Annotated in this window: 18 protein-coding genes; 7 read left to right on the top strand and 11 right to left on the bottom strand. The window is 44.6% G+C overall.

Features of this window, described 5'->3' with window-relative positions; all coding sequences use genetic code 11:
• Positions 1-12 precede the first annotated feature (12 nt).
• The 11 genes from ABJF92_RS09315 to ABJF92_RS09365 all read right to left on the bottom strand — a co-directional run bounded on the left by ABJF92_RS09315 (position 13) and on the right by ABJF92_RS09365 (position 11201).
• On the bottom strand, positions 13-1245 hold the full coding sequence (locus tag ABJF92_RS09315) for a pyridoxal-phosphate-dependent aminotransferase family protein (protein ID WP_446815515.1): 1233 nt from the start codon (positions 1243-1245) through the stop codon (positions 13-15).
• Complete coding sequence (locus ABJF92_RS09320; RefSeq protein ID WP_446815516.1) at positions 1242-2816, bottom strand: gamma-glutamyltransferase family protein; 1575 nt, start codon at positions 2814-2816, stop codon at positions 1242-1244. Before ABJF92_RS09320 ends, ABJF92_RS09315 begins: the two co-directional genes overlap by 4 nt.
• Complete coding sequence (locus tag ABJF92_RS09325; RefSeq protein WP_446815517.1) at positions 2813-4015, bottom strand: amidase; 1203 nt, start codon at positions 4013-4015, stop codon at positions 2813-2815. Before ABJF92_RS09325 ends, ABJF92_RS09320 begins: the two co-directional genes overlap by 4 nt.
• 17 nt (positions 4016-4032) lie before the next feature.
• Entirely contained in the window at positions 4033-5016 is a 984-nt protein-coding gene (locus tag ABJF92_RS09330) for a bile acid:sodium symporter family protein (protein WP_446815518.1), read from the bottom strand.
• 20 nt (positions 5017-5036) lie between these two features.
• The gene (locus ABJF92_RS09335) at positions 5037-5855 is read right to left on the bottom strand and encodes a MurR/RpiR family transcriptional regulator (protein WP_446815519.1); all 819 of its coding nucleotides are present in this window, start codon (positions 5853-5855) and stop codon (positions 5037-5039) included.
• A 42-nt stretch (positions 5856-5897) separates the two neighbouring features.
• Positions 5898-6626 carry an amino acid ABC transporter ATP-binding protein gene (locus ABJF92_RS09340; protein WP_446815520.1) on the bottom strand — a complete coding sequence of 243 codons (729 nt, stop codon included), beginning with the start codon at positions 6624-6626 and terminating at the stop codon, positions 5898-5900.
• Entirely contained in the window at positions 6613-7263 is a 651-nt protein-coding gene (locus tag ABJF92_RS09345; protein ID WP_446815521.1) for an amino acid ABC transporter permease, read from the bottom strand. Before ABJF92_RS09345 ends, ABJF92_RS09340 begins: the two co-directional genes overlap by 14 nt.
• A 10-nt stretch (positions 7264-7273) precedes the next feature.
• The gene (locus tag ABJF92_RS09350) at positions 7274-7942 is read right to left on the bottom strand and encodes an amino acid ABC transporter permease (RefSeq protein ID WP_446815522.1); all 669 of its coding nucleotides are present in this window, start codon (positions 7940-7942) and stop codon (positions 7274-7276) included.
• A 32-nt stretch (positions 7943-7974) separates the two neighbouring features.
• Positions 7975-8766: a transporter substrate-binding domain-containing protein gene (locus ABJF92_RS09355; protein ID WP_446815523.1), complete on the bottom strand. Its 792-nt coding sequence runs from the start codon at positions 8764-8766 to the stop codon at positions 7975-7977.
• Between the two features lie 285 nt (positions 8767-9051).
• Positions 9052-10431: a molecular chaperone gene (gene yegD, locus ABJF92_RS09360; RefSeq protein ID WP_446815524.1), complete on the bottom strand. Its 1380-nt coding sequence runs from the start codon at positions 10429-10431 to the stop codon at positions 9052-9054.
• A 185-nt stretch (positions 10432-10616) separates the two neighbouring features.
• A complete protein-coding gene (locus tag ABJF92_RS09365; RefSeq protein ID WP_446815525.1) occupies positions 10617-11201 on the bottom strand; it encodes an NnrU family protein in 585 nt (194 codons plus the stop codon).
• Positions 11202-11414: 213 nt separating this feature from the next.
• Between ABJF92_RS09365 and nspC the strand changes: the two genes are divergently transcribed.
• The 7 genes from nspC to ABJF92_RS09400 all read left to right on the top strand — a co-directional run bounded on the left by nspC (position 11415) and on the right by ABJF92_RS09400 (position 20000).
• Entirely contained in the window at positions 11415-12512 is a 1098-nt protein-coding gene (nspC, locus tag ABJF92_RS09370) for a carboxynorspermidine decarboxylase (protein ID WP_446815526.1), read from the top strand.
• 54 nt (positions 12513-12566) lie between these two features.
• On the top strand, positions 12567-13805 hold the full coding sequence (locus ABJF92_RS09375; RefSeq protein WP_446815527.1) for a saccharopine dehydrogenase family protein: 1239 nt from the start codon (positions 12567-12569) through the stop codon (positions 13803-13805).
• 350 nt (positions 13806-14155) lie between these two features.
• Entirely contained in the window at positions 14156-15763 is a 1608-nt protein-coding gene (locus ABJF92_RS09380) for a glucan biosynthesis protein G (RefSeq protein ID WP_446815528.1), read from the top strand.
• A complete protein-coding gene (mdoH, locus tag ABJF92_RS09385) occupies positions 15763-17880 on the top strand; it encodes a glucans biosynthesis glucosyltransferase MdoH (RefSeq protein ID WP_446815529.1) in 2118 nt (705 codons plus the stop codon). Before ABJF92_RS09380 ends, mdoH begins: the two co-directional genes overlap by 1 nt.
• 234 nt (positions 17881-18114) lie before the next feature.
• Positions 18115-18861, top strand: a complete 747-nt coding sequence (locus ABJF92_RS09390; RefSeq protein ID WP_446815530.1) for an SHOCT domain-containing protein — start codon at positions 18115-18117, stop codon at positions 18859-18861.
• 524 nt (positions 18862-19385) lie between these two features.
• Positions 19386-19667 carry a hypothetical protein gene (locus tag ABJF92_RS09395; RefSeq protein ID WP_446815531.1) on the top strand — a complete coding sequence of 94 codons (282 nt, stop codon included), beginning with the start codon at positions 19386-19388 and terminating at the stop codon, positions 19665-19667.
• 57 nt (positions 19668-19724) lie between these two features.
• Positions 19725-20000 (top strand): hypothetical protein, encoded by a 276-nt coding sequence (locus ABJF92_RS09400; protein ID WP_446815532.1) that lies wholly within the window; start codon positions 19725-19727, stop codon positions 19998-20000.
• The last annotated feature ends 95 nt before the right edge of the window (positions 20001-20095 follow it).

Below are 20095 nucleotides of genomic sequence, written 5' to 3' on the forward strand. Positions count from 1 at the left end.
GCTCACATCCCATTATTTGCTGTAATATGCCATCGCCGCCGGAACCGCTTGTCCTAACGCTACTTTAGCTTTGTGTTTCAATAAAATGGCTTCTAGGGCCGCCAACGTACTGAGTACACACTCTTGACGAGCATTGAAGCCCATGGTGCCAATACGCCAAACCTGACCATGTAGAGGCCCGAAAGAAGTACCGATCTCGATACCAAAGCAACTGAGCAATTCGGCACGAACCAGATCGCCATTGACGCCTTCTGGAATGTAAATGCCCACTACATTGTTCATCTTATAAGCTTGGTTACCAAACAAGGTCAGCCCCATGGCTTGCAGACCCGCCGCCATGGCATCACCCGCTTGCTTGTGACGTGCCACAGTCTCTTCGATACCCTCTTCGAGGAAGATACGCGCACATTCACGGGCCGCATACAGCATGCTGGTGGCTTCTGTGTGGTGGTTAAGGCGCTCAGCGCCCCAGTAATCCATGATCATGGCAAGGTCAAAATAATTCGATTGAATCATCCGTCCTTCACCTGCCGTATGATGATCAGACTTGATACCTGCTTCTATGTGCTTACGCTGATTAATCAGCTCTGCACAACGATCACTTAACGTTAGCGGAGAACTACCAGATGGCCCACCCAGACATTTTTGAAGTCCTGCAGAAACCGCATCCAAATGCCATTCATCAACTTTCAGAGTATTCCCCGCGATCGAAGCGGTGGCATCACAATAGAACAACACCCCATGACGCTGACAAATCTCACCAATCTCAGCCAACGGTTGATTCATAGTAGTGGAAGTGTCCCCTTGAACACTGGCAACGAGTTTAGGATTAAAGGTTTTGATTTCCTCTTCTATACGCTCAGCAGGACATACTTCACCCCATTCAATATCAATGGTTTTTACCTTGGCGCCCACTCGGGTGGCGATCTCACAAAGCAAATGACCAAAACGGCCAATTACGGGAATCAGTACCTTATCCCCAGGCTGTAAAAGCGAAACAAACACAGCTTCAATGCCCGAGCGAGCCGTACCATCCACCAACATGGTATGGCTATTTTCTGTTTCAAACACACCACGGTATAAGCTCTGCACCTGATTCATATATTCCGTCATGGCCGGATCATATTGACCAATTAACGCTGCAGAAATGGCCTGATGGACACGAGGATAAGCATTGATAGGCCCCGGCCCCATCAATAAACGAGCCGGAGGATTCAACGTTTCAAAAGTATTATGTTTGCTCATGATAAATTTTCTCCATTCGTTGCTAGCCCATCACTGCGTGGGTCCGTGGTAGCAGAGGTAGTGTGATCCGTGTTGAGTACAATGGCACCGGCATGGCCCATCAACTCATTATTGTTGGCGACTCGCGTCACTTCATGGCCCATAGCATCAAGAGTAGGACTAACACGATCAAATAATTCGCCTTCTATTTGAAGACTGTCGGTGCTGTCTCCCCAAGTTCGGCCTAATAGCCAACGAGGCTTCGCTACGGCATCCGTTAACGATAACTGCTGATAAATATAACGACTAAAGAGACAGGCTTGAGTTTGTGGTTGCCCTTCCCCACCCATGGTGCCATAAACCATACGACGACCATCCGCGAGCTCGGCATAAGCTGGGTTTAGAGTATGAAAGGGCTTTTTCCCTGCCGCTAAAACATTGTGATGATGGCTGTCTAACGAGAAACTTTTGCCGCGAATGTTCCACAGCACGCCACTGGTTGGCAACATAACACCCGAGCCAAACTCCCAATAAACACTCTGAATAAAGCTCACCATAGTGCCGTACTGATCACAGGCGCCCATCCAAATAGTATCGCCAGGCTTGCCCTTGTGAGGCCAAGGCTGGGCTTGGCTCATATCAATACGAGCCGCAGCGTCTTTTATCCATTTCTCATTCAAATAACTTTGTAGCGGTGCAGTCAAATTTGACTCATCGGTGACGACTTTGTCCCTTAAAATAAACGCTTGTTTGGTCGCTTCGACCAACAGGTGCATGTGATCTAATTCACTGTCAGCCTGCGCCACCAGTTGATCATAAATGGCCAAAATGAGCAGCGAGGCCACCCCTTGAGTAGGTGCGCCAAAGTTGTATAACTGGCCAGTAGAAATGTTTGCCGTTAAAGGCTTCATGACTTTCGCCGTGTGACGTTGAAAGTCATCAAGAGTGATGGGACTGCCTGCTTCCGCCAGCTCTTTTGCCATGCTGGCGGCGATTTCTCCGCGATAGAAGTCATCCAAACCTACCTTAGCCAAACGCTCTAACGTCTCGGCGAGAGCAGGGTTCTTAACCACATCATGGCATTTTAGGGTGTTGCCCTCGGGCAAAAAGGTTTTTGCAAATGCTTCTGATTGCGCTAAACGGCTAAAGGTCTTTTCACTGGCATTGACCAGACTTTGCGTCACGTCAATACCATTACGAGCCGCATCGGCCGCAGGTTGCAGTAACGATTGTAAGGATAAAGCGCTGCTATTTAATGCCAAGGCTTGCTGCCACCCCGACACAGTGCCCGCCATGGTTATCGCAGATTCTCCACCACTGGCAGGCAGATCTTGATATTTTTTCTGATAGTAAGGTACATCAATAGTGTGACTGGCAGCACCACAAGCATCTATGGCGACAGGTTTTTCCCCGGCTTTACAGACCAGCCAGAAACCATCCCCACCTAGGCCATTCATATGCGGGTATTGCACAGCAATCATAGCGGCGGCGGCGACCATGGCCTCACTGGCCGTACCACCTGCATCAAGAATCTGTTGGCCTATTTGACTGGCTTTGAAGTGAGGAGCCGTAAAAGAAGTTTGATACGTCATTTGTCGCCCTTATTATTCAGTTGTTTCGCTGTTGCCAACAAAGTCAGTTCACTGTCTGCTAGACCTAACAAAGACACCCCACAAGGCCCTTCTGCCAAACCAGACAAAGGAATATGTAACTGAGGGAAACCACTAAGCCCAGCTAGACTGGTAAGCCCCATAAGCTCAGTACGATAAGCGGCAAGCGCCTCACCGGCCATGGTAAGTTTAGGCGGACCTGCTGGCGTAGTAGGTAATACCAACACACCTGACACCTCAGTCATATGCTCTGCCAAGAGTCGAGTAAATTGCGCTTGCTGTTGTTTCGCTTGTTTATAGTCTTCATGGCTAATGCCTTGTGACCATTCAACCCGTGCCAGTATGGCGGGGTCTAGGCTTTCACCATAAGTTTCTAGCCAATCTTTATGGATGGTGACCAACTCATATCCTTGGATGGTTCGGAACAACAGACTTAGATACTCGAAAGTAAAACCGTTAGCGTCTAAGAAATCCGTTTTATACAAGAGGATATTTGCTTGCTCACAACTTTGTACGAATTGCTCAAGTCGTTCTGGGCTCATAAATCTCGCCAAACTTGACTCTAGATATAACGCCTTGGCCGCTGTCGATGATTCATCGTTTGCCGAAGTTTGTAGCTGTTCAAACACCTCACTGAGTACCTTTAGGTCTCGGGCAAAGATTCCGGCGGTATCAAAACTTTCCGACAGAGTAAAAGAATGGCTTAAGTCGATTTTGCCAAGGGTTGGTCGTAAGCCATAAATACCACAATAGCTGGCGGGCACTCGTACAGAACCACCGGTATCGGTACCGATCGAGAAATCCACCAACTCATTCGCGACACAAACAACACTACCGCTGGAAGACCCCCCCGGCAAACAATCAGGAGCCTTAGGGTTAACCGGTGTGCCGTAATGTATATTTTGGCCATTTAAACTGTAAGCCAGCTCATCAGTTTGCACTCGCCCTTTACATGCTGCGCCAGAGGCTAACAAACGAGTAATAATGGGAGATGTATGTGTTGCCACTTTATGACTGGCTAACCATTTAGGGTTACCTGCCCCCGTCGTAAAGCCTTCCACATCGAAAAGGTCTTTAAAAACAAAGCTCAACCCAGATAACACTCCCGACGCTTGAGGCGCTATATGAGAGGGTCCTTGGGCGCAAAACACACTAAGATCATTCTCTTTTGCTTGGCTCAATGGAACTCTCCTTGTGATTAGGCCGCTGTCGCTTTGGCCGCGTATTTATTGGCCAAAATTGCACAGTAAAAAATCTGAATTGGGTGATACAACATAATCGGCAACAAGATCATGCCAAGGTTCGGATCGGCGACGAAGATTAGTTTGGCCATGGGAATCCCTGCCGCTAGGGTTTTCTTCGTACCACAGAAAACTACCGCAGCTTCGTCTGCACGAGAGAATTTCGATCGGCTCGCCAACCACTGAATACTGTGTACCACAAACAACAACACCACCACACAAATAGCGATAGAAAGTGCCAAAGTTTCAATGGAGAAATCACTCCAAATACGGTTAAAGATCGAATCACAAAAGGCGTTGTAGACAATCAAAATAATCACGTATTTATCTATCTTACCAATCACAGCTTTATGCTTTTTAGCAAAAGCGGATAAGAAAGGACGGGCTAATTGACCGACTACCATAGGCAGAATAAGCAACAGCAGAATCGACTTAACCGAAGACATGTAGTCCAGCTCCACCCCTTCAAATTTCATGAAAATTTGGATCAAGAATGGCGTAATGAAGACCCCTAAGATACTTGATAACGAGGCATTGAAAATGGCTCCGGGAACGTTACCTTTGGCAACCCCTGTCATGGTCACAGAAGAGGAGATGGTACTGGGTAAAACAAACAAGTAACAAAAACCAAAAGCTAAGGCGCTGGGCATTAATGATAAAAACACGTCATCAAACAGCAGCCAAATTAGTGGATAGAAAGCAAAGGTCGCCAGTTGAATGAAGATATGCAAACGCCAGTTTTTGACGCCTGCTTTAATGTCCTTGGGCGATAAGCCTAGACCGTGCAAGAAGAACACAATCCCGACGCCCACACTGACAATCACCTGCAGGTTAAGCCACCCACCAGAGCGGCCAAGCTCGGAGGTAAAGGTCGCCAAGACAATAGCGAGAACCATGCCCACTATAAACCACTCTTTCTTAATTCTACTGACTAGATTCATTTTGTTCTCTTTATCCTTGCTTATTCAATTTCATTCAAAGCGGCATAGTTCGCAATGATGTCGTCGTTCAAAGAGGAAGCCTCTTTGCCTAATTTCAGATAGACCTGATTCACTAAATAGCCGATCAGGCTCATGGGCACGGCATAGCTATCTAGAGGTCGACTGTTGTTCATATGGCATACCAAGACATGTTTTACTTTATCTAGGTATTTTTGACCGGATTGGTCGGTAATTAAAAAACACTCATTGTTTTTTAATTTATCTATCATCTTAGAGAATTGACTCACCCGACGACGTATACCAATAACTATGACAAAATCCTTCTCATCAATAGAGGCTAAATCTTCTCCTATGCTCTGCCCTGGCAATGGCAGCAGATCAACTCTTCCACGACACTGCATTAGTTGCTGGCGAAAATGCATGGCCAACGGGTAGCTGTTTCGATAGCCAATAATTTTTATACGCTTGGCGCGAGCAATTTTCTCTAATAAAGGTTCTAAATCCGTTTCACTCAATTGTGACCAAAGCTGTTCTAAGGAACTTAATTCACTTTGAAACTCCGACGCTTCCGCCGGTGAAATAAGCATTGGTCGTCCTTGATCTCGCGCGGCGATCAACTCGTTACGAAGAGCTAGATGATCGTCATAACCTAACTTACGAATAAAGCGACTCACACTGGTTTTCGACACAGAGCAAGCTTCGGCAATTTCATTAGTCGATAAGATCAGGACTTTATCTGGATTAAGTTGCAAATAATCAGCCAACCTACGGTTTCCTTCCGTAAGTTTTGAATAATGCTGAGTAATACGAGCACTTAATGGGTTATTATTGTTTTGCATAGAATTTTCTCCATTAGACTCCCCTGATGATACTGAAAAAAGTCATATTACTGCAGCTAAAAAGCTCTGCAGTTCTGCCGTCTGTGGATTTGCAAATATTTTGTCACTTGGGCCACTCTCCCAAATTTTCCCTTGATTCATGAAAATCACCCTATCGCCAACGTTACGGGCAAAGTTCATTTCATGAGTAACAAGAATCAGGGTCATTCCTTCTTCTTTTAATTGCTCTAGTACTTTCAGCACCTCTTCTACTAGCTCAGGGTCTAGAGCTGAGGTAATTTCATCACATAACAAGACCTTTGGTGACATAGCTAAGGATCTTGCAATCGCTACACGTTGTTGTTGACCACCAGAAAGGTTACCCGGATAAGCATCAAACTTATCCGCCAAGCCAACTTTTTTAAGCAACTCTTTGGCTATTTTACGGCATTCTTCAGCACTTTTTTTCAATACCAGTTTTGGCGCTAACATTACATTCTCGCCCACCGTTTTGTGGGGGAAAAGATTAAAGTTTTGGAACACCATTCCAACGCTCTGACTGAGTAATCGTAACTTATACTCGCCATCTTCAACGGCTTGCTCATCAACAACAATCGCACCTTCTTGGAACACTTCCAACCCATTGATGCAACGTAACAAGGTACTTTTACCTGAACCACTGCGGCCAATAATTGAAACCACTTCACCGGCCTCAACTTTTAAGTCAATGCCTTTAAGTACATGGTTATCACCATAATATTTGTGAACCTGATCAACACTAACGACTGACATTGTTTTTTCTCTCCAAATGACGTGCCATGACCGAAAGTGGGAAGCACATTAAGAAATATAAAAGAGCGACAAGCGCAAAGACTTTAAAAGGTTGAAACGTTGCATTGTTCAACATAGTTCCAGCTTTAGTCAGTTCGACAAAGCCGATAATAGAAGCAAGAGCCGTCCCTTTGATGATCTGTACAGAAAAACCAACAGTAGGCGCAATCGCAATTTTTACGGCCTGGGGAATGATCACTTCCTTCATTGTTTGCAGATAAGTGAAACCCAATGTTCGACACGCTTCCCACTGCCCCTTAGGTAGAGAGTCGATACAACCACGCCAAATTTCATGTAAAAATGCACTACTGAATAGGGTCAAGGATAAAATTGCCGCGGTCCAAGCATCGACCTCAAAGCCTATTAGCGACAGGCCAAAGAAGGTCAAAAACAACTGCATTAATAACGGAATCCCTTGGAACAGCTCTACATAAAGAGCCACCAATTTATTCATCAAACTAATCTTCATGCTTCTAAGCAGAGTCAATAAGAGGCCAACCAAGCCTCCTCCGACGAAAGCACAAAGTGAAAGTAATAATGTCCAGCGTGCTGCAAGAAGCAGGTTTCTAAAAATGTCCCAATCTGAAAAATAAGCCATTAATCTTCTCCTAGGCCACGCTTGATTTAAATAACACGCGCTTCAGCAACATAAACACTTTACGCATCGAAATAGCCAAGAGCAGATAAACTAAGGCCGTTAACATATAAGATTCAAAACTTAAGAAACTTCGAGATTGAACAAAATTCGCTGCGAAAGTCAGCTCTTCGACAGAAATCTGCGATACCACAGCAGACCCTAGCATTACGATAATGCACTGACTGACCAAAGCTGGATAAATTCGTAAGTAAGCTGGGGGTAAAATAATATAGTGGTAAACTTGCCAGCGACTGAAGCCTAGGGTTTTGCCTGCTTCCCACTGACCTTTAGGTGTTGCATCAATTCCTGCTCGGATAATTTCTGCACTATAGGCTCCTAGATTCAACACCAAAGCAATCAAACCTGCTTGCCAAGCTGTAAATTTCAAGCCAAGAATAGGAAGACCAAAAAATATAAAAAATAGCTGAATAATGAAGGGGGTATTACGCACCACTTCAATATAAATGGCACAGATCCCTTGTATCAGTTTTGATTTAGCCATACGGCCAATAGCACAATAAGTACCTAACACTAAACCCAAAAAGGTAGAGATGACGGTTAGTGTAACCGTCATCTTCAAGCCCTTAATGAACTCAGGTAGGTATGGAAGCAGTCCAGCAAAATCAAGACTATAGCTCATATTAATATCCCTACTCTAAGTCTTAAGCCGTATTAAAGGTCTTGTGGAAATGGCGCTTTAAACCATTGCTGAGAAAGACCTTCAAGTACACCAGCCGTTTTTGCTTTAGCAATCAGGCTATTCACCTTCGCCAATAACTCTGTGTCGCCTTTCATCACACCAATGTAGCAAGGCGAGTTTTTAAGCAAGAACTTAGTTTCTGGCGCTTTGGCTGGAAAACGTGTCGCTATCTCGGTTACAACAAGGTTACCTGTAGCAATCAAGCTAACTTGAGATGACAAGAAAGCAGACAAGGTTGCGTTATTGTCTTCGTAACGCTGAATAACCGAATCTGTTGGTGCTAGCTTACTCAACTCAAGATCCTCAACGGAACCACGAGTCACCGCAACAGTTTTACCGCTAAGGGCTTCCACTGAATCAACTGATTCTGATTTCGAACCAAACACACCTAGGAAGAAGGGAGCGTAGGCATCACTGAAATCAATGGCTTTTTCTCGTGTTGGGTTTTTACCCAAGCTTGAAATGACCAAATCAACTTTACGTGTTTGAAGATATGGAATACGGTTTGCACTGGTTACAGGAACCAATTCAAGCTTAACATCTAGCTCTTTAGCTAAATATTTGGCCATATCGATATCATAGCCTTGCGGCTTAAAATCAGTACCAACTGAACCAAATGGTGGGAAGTCTTGTGGCACAGCCACTTTTAACACCCCAGCATCCATAATACTTTCAAGCTGATTAGCTTGAGCTACTCCTGCTGTAAATATTGATGAGCACACAACAACCAAACCACCGAACGCTTTTTTCAAATTGATTTTCATAACTCTTTGCACCCTTATTTTATGAAACGACTGAACCAACAAAAATATACACAGCAACAATTGAACCAATTTTAAGTATGTGTGAAATTATTTAAAAAATTATTACAAAACAATAAGTTATAAAAAAATAAAGCAATAAGAGCTAAGGCAAGGGATATTCCAACTATGCACCATAGCAAGGCAATAACCCTTAAGCGCCCTAAAATTGACAGTTTTTAAGCAAAAAAATAGACCTCAAAAGTGAGATCTATTTTTTATTTCATGAGGGGACGTTGCGCTTAGTGCTTACTTAAAAATACGTGAGGACCAAACGGTTAACCCCGCCGCGACGCTACCAAAGTGATCCCCGTCAAGCACGGGAATATCACCAATCTGCTGCTGTATGGCTTCTCGAATGATGGGGGATTTGGCTGAACCACCGGTAATATAAATAAGGTCTGGCTGCTCACCGGCTTGAGCGATACCGTCATTCATCAGTTGCAACATACGGTCTAAAGGTGGCTGTATAGAATGCGCTATTTGCTCACGGGTCATTGAAGCCGACAGTTCTGCTTCAATGTAGTCCAACGCTAGGGTGTGATCCAATGTCTCGGACAAGGCAATCTTGGCCTGCTCGGCGTTACGCACTAGGTGATAATTATGTTTTTCCGCACGCAAGCGAAGGAAACGTTCAATTAACTTAGGGTTGGCCGCATCGAGGCGAAGCTGATCTATTTGATTTTTGGTTTCTTTACTGTTGAATGTAGAAATGGCGGATACATCATTGGTGGTGATGGCATTCCAGAACATTTGTGTTGGCATGGGTAGACCCGTTTTTAATTGCGAATCCATACCAAACAAAGGCATCAAGTGCTTGCCCGCAATACGAATATCCAAATCGTTACCACCAATTCGTTCACCGGTATGGCTAAGAAAATCTTCACGACGGTCAACCTTGTTTGCGTAATCTGGCCCCATACGTACCATGGCACAGTCTGTCGTACCACCACCAATATCTACGACTAGCACAGTTTTGTTATCGGTCAGTTTTGCTTCGAAATCTAGCCCAGCCGCAATGGGTTCATACAAGAACTCTACTTCCTTATAGCCCACTCGCTTCGCTGCCGCCGTAAGAATTTCGAGCGCCTGTTGGTTGCTGACCTCAGCATCGACGCCTTGAAAGTTTACCGGTCGGCCAATCACCGTATGAGTGAGGGTGTGGCCTAAATGAGCTTCTGCTTTGCGCTTTATATTAAGCATCATGGTCGCTACAAGGTCTTCAAAGAAAGCGATATGCTCGTTGCGCAGGCCAGTGCCTCCTAAAAAGGATTTCGGCGATTTCACAAAATAGCCATCCTCTGGCCATTGGTAATATTCGTCGAAGGCTGCACGCCCAAAAAATAGTGTTTGGTCCGAATCCTCTAAATCTTCTTCACGGCGTGCTCTCTGAGCACGCATCAAAGCAGGACGACGAGCCTCCACGAAGCGTTGTCGCGCTTCTCCTTGCTCCATAGAGTGAGCCACATATTCGGTTATAAAATCTCGATCTAGGGCATAAACCGTTGAGGGTAAAAAGGTATGCTGGCTTTCTAATGGCACAAGACGAACAGATCCTGTCTCTGTTGCTGTTGGGTCTGTTACCCCTAATGCACAATTAGATGTTCCGTAGTCAAAGCCGCAATTCATTTGTCTATTAACCTTTATAGATGGGTTTTCAAAAGAGGGCGCGCAAGATAACACACTGATTTCGCTCTGTCAGCTGATGGCAATAAATGCTTAAGAGCGTCCAAGAAAGTCCACTAAAAGCGATCAAAAAAGCCCCACTCTTTTTAAAAATGAGGCTTATCTAGAATGGAAATTTCTCCATTTTTCTAGAATAGAGGAGAAACACCTAACACCATTTCGTGAAGATAAGAGGCAATAACAAACCAAGTGATCATGGCAAATGACAAGGAGAAAAAGTTCGGCACCAAAGCAGAACCCGTGGTTTTATAGGTGACACCCGCTAGTCGATCACGGCGACGATACACGGCAAAACTGACGATAGACCAGATTAGAAAACTACCAAAGGTGAGAATCTCTGCTAAAGCACCGTTACTTAATAAGTGAGCAAATGCCCATAGCTTCACCGCTAATAGTAGTGGGTAGCCCATTTTCGATTGTAACGTGGAATTAGGGCTAAAACTTGAACCGACACAAAACAGTGCCAACAGCATTAGAAGTGCCGAAGCATGGCGCGTCCACTGAGGTGGAAACCAAATCCATGTAGGCGCAAGCCGAGCTTCTTGAAAGCCCATGATAATAAAAGCAATGGCCAATAATGAAGCCATACTGTAGCGCACACGCCAGCGAATCACGCCGTGACGAGCCATAGAGGCTTGACGCCAATTTGGTGCTAACAAACCGATGGAATGTAATGCAAAAAACAATACTAGCCCTAAAATTAACGTTAGCATGTGTATGGGTTCCTTATATGGGTATGAAGAGTCGGAGTCTGTGATGAATGCCGCATTGTAGACATCCTTCTTTATATCTCAAGTACAAATCTAGAACTGGGCTTTTATCCTCGTAAAAGTGTCATAAAAAGCGCGCTAGAATGATGTTTAACGCTAGAAAAACTAGCCAGCTTTGCTCTAGAATACACGCCTTTAAAATTCGGACAGGTTGCCATGATTCAAACACCTTATTACCTCATTGATAAAGCAAGCCTTCTTAACAACCTTGAGAAGATCGCCTACGTGCGCCAACAGTCCGGAGCCAAGTCTTTATTGGCGCTAAAATGCTTTGCTACTTGGTCGGTATTTGACCTGATGCAAGACTATATGGATGGCACCACCTCTTCATCTTTATACGAAGTAAAACTTGGCAAGCAAAAATTTCAAGGGGAAACTCACGCCTACAGCGTAGCCTATGCTGACAATGAAATAGCTGAAGTGCTAGAGCACTCAGACAAAATCATTTTCAACTCCATCGGTCAATTACAGCGTTTTAATGATGTCAGTGCCGATAAAACACGTGGTCTTCGCGTTAACCCGCAAGTCAGCACATCCGAATTTTTAATCGCTGACCCTGCCCGCCCATTTAGCCGATTAGGAGAATGGGACCCAGAAAAAATCGCCACAGTTATGGACCAAGTTTCTGGCTTTATGTTCCACAACAACTGCGAAAATGGCGATTTTGATCGCTTTGATGAAATGCTCACTCTTATCGAGAGCCGTTTCGGTCATCTTATTAAGCAGGTTGAATGGGTCAGTCTAGGTGGCGGTATTCATTTTACAGGGGAAGACTACCCACTAGATAAATTCTGCCAACGCCTAAAAGCCTTTGCAGATAACTACCAAATTCAGGTTTACCTAGAACCAGGCGAAGCCGCCATTACCAATAGCACCACCCTTGAAGTAACCGTGCTCGACACGCTTTATAACGGCAAAGACCTCGCCGTGGTAGACAGCTCTATCGAAGCGCACATGCTGGATCTGCTGATTTATCGTGAAAATGCCAAGATGGCACCTAACGATGGCAACCATGCCTATATGGTATGCGGTAAGTCTTGCCTAGCAGGGGATATTTTTGGAGAGTTCATGTTTGAAAAGCCTCTACAGGTAGGCGATCGACTTTCCTTTCAAGATGCTGCAGGCTATACCATGGTGAAAAAGAATTGGTTCAATGGTGTGAAAATGCCATCTATCGCCATACGTCAACTGGACGGTAGCATCGAGTTAGTCAGAGAATTTGACTACAATGACTTTATGAACAACTTATCTTAAGTACTTTATACACTCTGTTTAACGACTATTTATGTATTTGGAGAGACAAACACTATGAAAAAAAATGTCCTTATTATTGGTGGTGGAGGTGTGGCGCGCGTAGTGGCTCACAAATGCGCCCAACACAATGACACACTGGGCAATATCGCAATTGCCTCGCGCAGCGTTGCGAAATGCGACGATATTGTATCCAGTGTCCTAGACAAAGGCAGTATGAAAGTTGAGGGCCGCATTCAGGCATACGCCCTAGACGCATTAGATGTTGCTGCAACCGTTAAACTGATTAATGACACGCAATCTGAAATTGTTATTAATGTGGGTTCTGCTTTTATTAACATGTCGGTACTAGAAGCTTGTATTGAAACAGGTGCAGCTTACCTAGATACAGCGATTCATGAAGACCCAGCAAAAATCTGTGAAACACCTCCATGGTATGCCAACTATGAATGGAAACGCCGCGACCTTTGTAAAGACAAAGGCGTTACCGCTATTTTAGGTGTTGGCTTTGATCCAGGTGTGGTAAACGCCTACGCAGCCTTGGCGTACAATGATTATTTCGACTCTGTTAGCGACATTGATATTATTGATATCAACGCGGGCAGCCATGGTAAATACTTCGCGACTAACTTTGACCCAGAAATCAACTTCCGTGAATTTACCGGTCGTGTTTATTCTTGGCAAAACCGTGCTTGGCAAGAAAACAAAATGTTTGAAATTAGCCGTACCGACGACCTACCTGTGGTAGGTAAGCAAACTGCTTACATGACAGGTCACGATGAAGTGCACTCTATTTCACAAAACCTAGACGTACCGAACGTACGCTTCTGGATGGGCTTTGGTGAACATTACATTAATGTATTTACCGTACTAAAAAGCCTAGGCTTACTTTCTGAGCAACCAGTTAAAACAGCAGAAGGCCTTGAAGTTGTTCCATTAAAAGTTGTGAAAGCCGTGCTGCCAGATCCATCTTCTCTTGCACCGGATTACACCGGTAAGACTTGTATTGGTGATGTGGTGAAAGGCATTAAAGACGGCAAAGAAAAAGAAGTCTTTATTTACAACGTGGCCGACCACAAAGATGCTTACAATGAAGTCGGTAGCCAAGGTATTTCTTACACGGCCGGGGTGCCACCTGTTGCGGCGGCCATTCTTGTTGCAAATGGTACTTGGGATGCTAAAGAAATGCGCAATGTTGAACAATTAGACCCAAAACCTTTCCTTGGTTTACTGAACGATATGGGCTTACCAACACGTATTAAAGACGAAGATGGCGACCGCCCTTTTACCCTCTAAGCGCTAATTTTTTCATTTAATGAGCCTTTACAAACCCGCTTTATGGCTAGCATAAAGCGGGTTTCTTATTTTTACCGCCAAGGTTTTTGAGCCACTAGAAAAGCGCTGACAGCCTCCTAGCGAACAGTGAATTCAGCCTCACTATTTTCGAACAAAACGCCTAAAAACCTCTATTTTTTGTGATAGTTCTACTGACAATATTGACATATTATCTGCTCATTCTTTTGACTCTACTGATCCCCGCAGCCCTACATCTACAACACTTTATTATAAGATACTAAGACAGAAATTAATCATCATATGGGCAGTGATCGTCCATAGCCAGTCACATAAATAAAGAGAGTTGTTCTTTGAGATTAACAAATTTTTTATCGACTAAAGCCTCGTCAGCCAGCATGTTGGCCTCCACGGTTTCAACCATGGCATCCATCCTGTTCAGTGCTGCGCTTCATGCTCAACCGGAAGAAAAAGAAGCGCCTGTTCCGCAAGGCCAAGTCACGCACCAAACTGAGAAAGTCACATCGCAGGGTTATGCATTTTCTCATCAGAGTGTGATCGACCTTGCTAAATCACTCGCGGACGTGCCCATGCAACCTGTAGCGAAAGCGCCTAAAGCGCTAACAGATATGGATTACAGCACCTACCGACAAATTAACTTTCAGCAGAACCAAGCCGTCTGGGGAAACACCCCAACGAAGTTTTCTGTACAGCTTTTTGCGCCAGGCTTTTTGTTTAAAGATTTGGTGTCCATTAATGTGGTAGAAAATGGCAAAGCTTTTCCATTGATCATGTCTCCTGACTCTTTCTCAACTCCCAACGATGAGATCAACCAACTCATTTCGCAAGTGGGTAAATACGCGGGGTTGCGATTGCACTACCCTATTAACCGTGAAGATTACAACGACGAATTTATTGTCTTCCAAGGGGCAAGCTATTTCCGTGCGGTGTCAAAAGGCCAAAGCTACGGTTTGTCTGCTCGTGGTCTAGCGGTGGATGTGGCTCAACCCAAGGGCGAAGAGTTTCCAATGTTTACGCAGTTTTGGATTGAACGCCCTTCTTCAAGCCAAGATGCCATTGTGGTTCACGCCTTATTGGACAGTAAGAGTGTGACCGGGGCATATCGTTTTGGTATTTATCCCGGTAAACCAACCCGAGTGGATGTAAAAGCAACACTCTTCCCTCGAGTAAATTTGAAACATGTTGGGGTCGCTCCTCTCACTTCAATGTTTATGCACAACAACTCGTTAGACGCTTCAGATATTCCGGATTATCGTCCAGCCGTACATGACTCGGAAGGCTTACAGATCCTCACTGGGAAAGGCGAAATGTTGTGGCGGCCGCTGAATAACCCTAAGTCTCTGGAAGTCAGCGCCTTTTCAGACCAGTCGCCTAAAGGTTTTGGGCTAATCCAACGTCGACGCAGTTTCTATGATTATCAAGATTTAGAAGCCACCTATGAGTCGCGCCCATCCGCATGGATTAAGCCCTTAAACGATTGGGGTGAAGGTCATGTGGAGTTGGTAGAGATCCCATCGGATGCGGAATCGAATGACAATATCGTGGCTTATTGGCAACCTAAAGGTGGCTTCAAACAAGGGGAATCATACACCTACCAATACCTGATGACTTGGTCCAACGACACTCCGGTTATGATGGATCAACCGAGAGTGGTACGTAGTGCCAAAGGCACTAAGCTGTTTGGTCAGCACCCTGAAGTGGTCATTGATTACAATAAAATGGGGGATGTAGACCCCAACACTATTAGTGTGGACGCTACCATTAGCCAAGGGGAAATCTTAGAAGCCTTGGTGGTGAAACATCCTCATAATAAAGGGGTGCGTGTTTACGTTACTTTCGACCCTCAAAATGCCGATGTCTCTGAACTTCGTGTGGCATTAAAGCAGAACGATAAGCCTATTGCTCCGACCTGGTTATACCGATGGTTGAAGGAGCAATAATGTCTCGTAATCCGAAAAACGCCTTGCTTTCCTTGCCAAGCGAAAGCGCCATTTCTATGCCTCGTCACGAGGTAAATGAACCGCGCCAAGCACTAAAGTCGAGCACCAGTTACCGCGCAGCGTTTACCTTGCTTGCGCGACTGTTTGTGATCACTCTGTCATTGGGCCTTGCTTATTATGGTGCCAGCGAAATGTACTTGGTGCTGAGCACCAATGGTATCGCAGGGTTGCAGTGGCTATTTTTGGTGTTATTTTGCATTAACTTTAGCTGGATTGCCTTCGCATTTTCTCAGGCTACTTTAGGCTTGTTGTATCAGCTATGGCCATTCAAACCTAAGCCCAAAGCGCTTGAAAGTGATGCGGTAACGGCTATTCTACTGCCGGTCTACAATGAAGATCCGATGCGCATTCGGGCAAGTCTGCAAGCCATGCGTGAAGACCTACTAAAACGGGCTCCGGGAAAATTTGCTTTCTTTATTCTCAGTGATACCAATCAAGCGGATGCTTGGATCAAAGAAGAAGAGAGTTTCCTGCCTCTATTGAATCAAGACTCATCGGCTTGTCCGGTTTATTACCGCCGTCGTCATAACAATAAGGAACGTAAAGCTGGCAACATTGCCGATTGGGTGAGCCGTTTTGGCGGTGCCTACGAATGCATGATAGTGCTTGATGCGGACAGTTTAATGAGCGCTGATTGCTTAGTCTCTTTGCGCCGAAGAATGCAAGCGGAACCCGGTCTTGGCTTAATTCAAACCTTACCCACCCTGATCCGCGCCAACACGCTGTATGGTCGTATTCAGCAATTTGCCAATCATTGTTTTGGCCCCATCTATGCTGCAGGTTTGGCTGCATGGCACGGTAATGCTTCAAATTTTTGGGGGCATAACGCCATTATTCGTACCCAAGCATTTGCTCAAGCTTGTGCTTTACCAATTTTAGAAGGCAAGGCGCCTTTTGGTGGCCATGTCATGAGCCATGATTTCATGGAAGCAGCATTATTAAGACGCGCAGGTTGGGAGGTGCGTTTTGATACCGATCTTCAAGCCTCTTACGAGGAAGCCCCACCATCTTTGATCGATGTGATTGTCCGTGACCGTCGTTGGTGCCAAGGGAACCTTCAACACAAAGCCTTTGTGTTCGCCAATGGCTTTCATTTTGCCAGCCGCGTGCACCTGGTCTCGGGCATCATGTCTTATTTAAGTGCGGTGTTTTGGTTCTTGCTGATCGCGGTGGGTTTCGCACTGGCCGTTCAGGCCTATTTTGTGCGACCAGAATATTTCGCGAACCCGTCTTTGTTTCCAACTTGGCCAGTTTTTGATTTTGAAAAAGCCCGTTCCCTCTTTATGCTGTCCATGTTTCTGGTGTTGGCGCCCAAGCTCTATGGCTGGCTGGCAGCCTTGCTGAGCTTTCGCCGTTGCTTAGCGTTTGGTGGGCCCATTTTACTGACGCTCAGCACTCTGGCTGAGACCTTGTTGTCTGCTCTCTATGCGCCAATTTTGATGCTCTCTCAGTTTCAAGTGGTGTGTGATATTTTGCGTGGCCGAGACAGTGGTTGGAAGCCTCAGTCCCGGGATGATGGGGCCAACTCTTGGCAAGCCACCGGCCGTGCTCATTGCAGCCATACATTACTAGGCTTCGCATTAGCTGGTGGTGCCCTCTTTTTAAGTAAAGAGCTTTTTTACTGGTCGCTCCCCATCTCTTTCGGCCTAATGTTATCCATTCCCTTATCTTGGCTAAGTGGTGGTAAAAATAGAGGCAATCTCATTCGTTACCTAGGTTTATTAAGAGCCCCAGAAGAAAAGCGTAGCGATAACATTGTTCAATCTTTGCAGCACCAAACTCAGCAACTGGAAGACTTGCCCGCTCGCACGGCACTTTCACGCTTACTCGACAATCCTAAGCTGTATTACTGGCACCTTGCTCAACTACCAAGAGCAGCAAGTAGTGCGGAAGGTGGAAGCATTTTACGATCAAAAATATGTGCTGAGTGGCAAATTCAACACAGCCCTACATTGGATCATTTACTCACTAGCTTACAAGAAGACGAGCGTTTAAGTATCTTGCAGCACTATGACTTGCTGGTATTGATGAGTAAATATTTACCGTCTCACCACTAAATATTCACCCTCCTTGGCATTATTACTTTGCGGATAATTGCCAAGGGGGAGCACTAAACCCGATTGATCTAAAAATAATCAATTCAGTCACATTTAGTTCTTCTTAGCTGTGTTAAACTGCACACCCACGGAACCTGCCATCAGCATGATGCTGATCTCCTCATTTATACATGTTTATAATGTATAAATGAGTACAGCTCTGTGTCTTTATGACTTTTAAGAGAGCAAGAAATTATGCAAAACCTTACCAACTACGGCCAGCAACTGGTCAATAATCTGAGTGCAAAATATAACCTTAGCTATGATGCTGTCATGCATATGTTGATCAGTGTAAATAATGGTGCTGGCTCTATGGCGCAATTTAACTGCCCTGAGCTTGGAGGTTCCGGACAATGGATGCGTGGTGGCATGACAATGGTCGGTGATATGTTTAATCACGGCTTAAAAATGACGGTGGACAATATTTGTAACGACTTAGCGAATGGCCTGGCTAATCAGTTAGTATTTGCTGAGATTCCTCAGGGTATGCCTGGAAGCTCGATTTGGTGGCCGGGTGACCTTGGTCAACCTTTCAGCAGCGGCGCACAGAACAATCTGCGCTATGCGGTCTTTCCTAACCGTTTAGCGGTTGAGTTAAATGGCCAAGTGACCGTCTACGACACACTGGACAACAACATTGGTGGTGTTAGCCAACAACAAGGTAGCGATAACTCCCTTACTTTTAGCAGCCAATACGGCACTTTAAGCGTAAATTCACTGCCAATCGTTTCTGGTAATGCCTCAGCACCGACCACTAACTTTGCTCAGCCAAGTTATACACCTGAACCAGAACCCCAAGCATCCCAAGCACCTATGATGACTACTTCTAGTGTTGATGATGTGATTCAGTTGATTGAAAAGCTTGCCAGATTAAAAGAGATCGGCGCTATCTCTGAACAAGACTACAACACAAAAAAAGCCGAGCTGCTGACTCGCATCTAGTGAAAATTAGAGTATTAAGTTAGTCCAATCGATTACGCCTATGCTTCATAGAGGCCTTTTACCCTCCTTTAGCCGATAAGGGCGTAATCTTTCTAACCTGTATCAATGAAATTAGCTGTCAAAGTCTAGCAATTCTTCCCTACCAAAAGACCTGTCAACATCGCAGTACAAAAAAATTTTAGACCTCCATTCCATAATATGGCGTTAAACAGTGTAGTAATTATGCATACTTAACGACTTTACTTGCTCATTAACACACAAACGAACATAAGCCCATTCAACAACCCGTTTTGTGCACAATTCTTGTTTATTTAATAAACATTAATTACTCACTCTATATTTAACTTGAATTATTGATGCGAAAACGACCATTTCCTAGCCATTTCTTATCTATACGAATCAAAAATGGAAGCCCCCTTCGAGCTCTTTTTATTTAAATAAAAAGAGCTATTATATATTCCATCGAAAGCAAACAAATTAATTAAACAGTTAAAAACTTTTTAAATATATATTGGAGAATCACTATGAAAACTTTTACTAAATCTACTCTCGCCGTTATCACTGCCGCTCTACTAAGCACAAGTGCTTTTGCAAACAGTTCTGACGACAGCCAAATTGAGCAAGTACGTACCGCTAAAGCTGGCGTTGAAGCTCTAGCAACGACTCTAAAAAATGAAGGTGTTGCTGTTGATACCAAAGTTAACTTAGACGGTGCTCGCACTTACGCACAGAAAGAAGCGGTTTACCAAGCGAAATACTCTGAGCTTCAAGCACAATTCGATGCCTTGAACCAACAAAACTCTTAATCGCTCAATAGACATCACGAATTTACTTATTAAACAGAATTTGAAAGGAAGAATATTATGAAAACTTTGACTAAATCTACTCTCGCCGTTATCACTGCCGCTCTACTAAGCACAAGTGCTTTTGCAAACAGCTCTGACGACAGCCCGATTGAGCAAGTACGTACAGCTAAAGCAGGTGTCGAAGCTCTAGCAAATACGCTAAAAAATGAAGGTGTTGCCGTTGACACAAAAGTTAACCTAGACAACGCTCGCACTTACGCTCAAAAAGAAGCCGCTTACCAAGCGAAATACTCTGAGCTTCAAGCACAATTCAATGCAATTCATCATTCATAGTTTCCACTATGAATGTGTTTAACAGCACTCCCCATTAAAAGGTCGGAATCATTATTCCGGCCTTTTTTATTTTAAATCAATGTTTAACACATTAG

Source organism: Marinomonas sp. (genome assembly GCF_039940335.1).
GTDB lineage: Bacteria > Pseudomonadota > Gammaproteobacteria > Pseudomonadales > Marinomonadaceae > Marinomonas.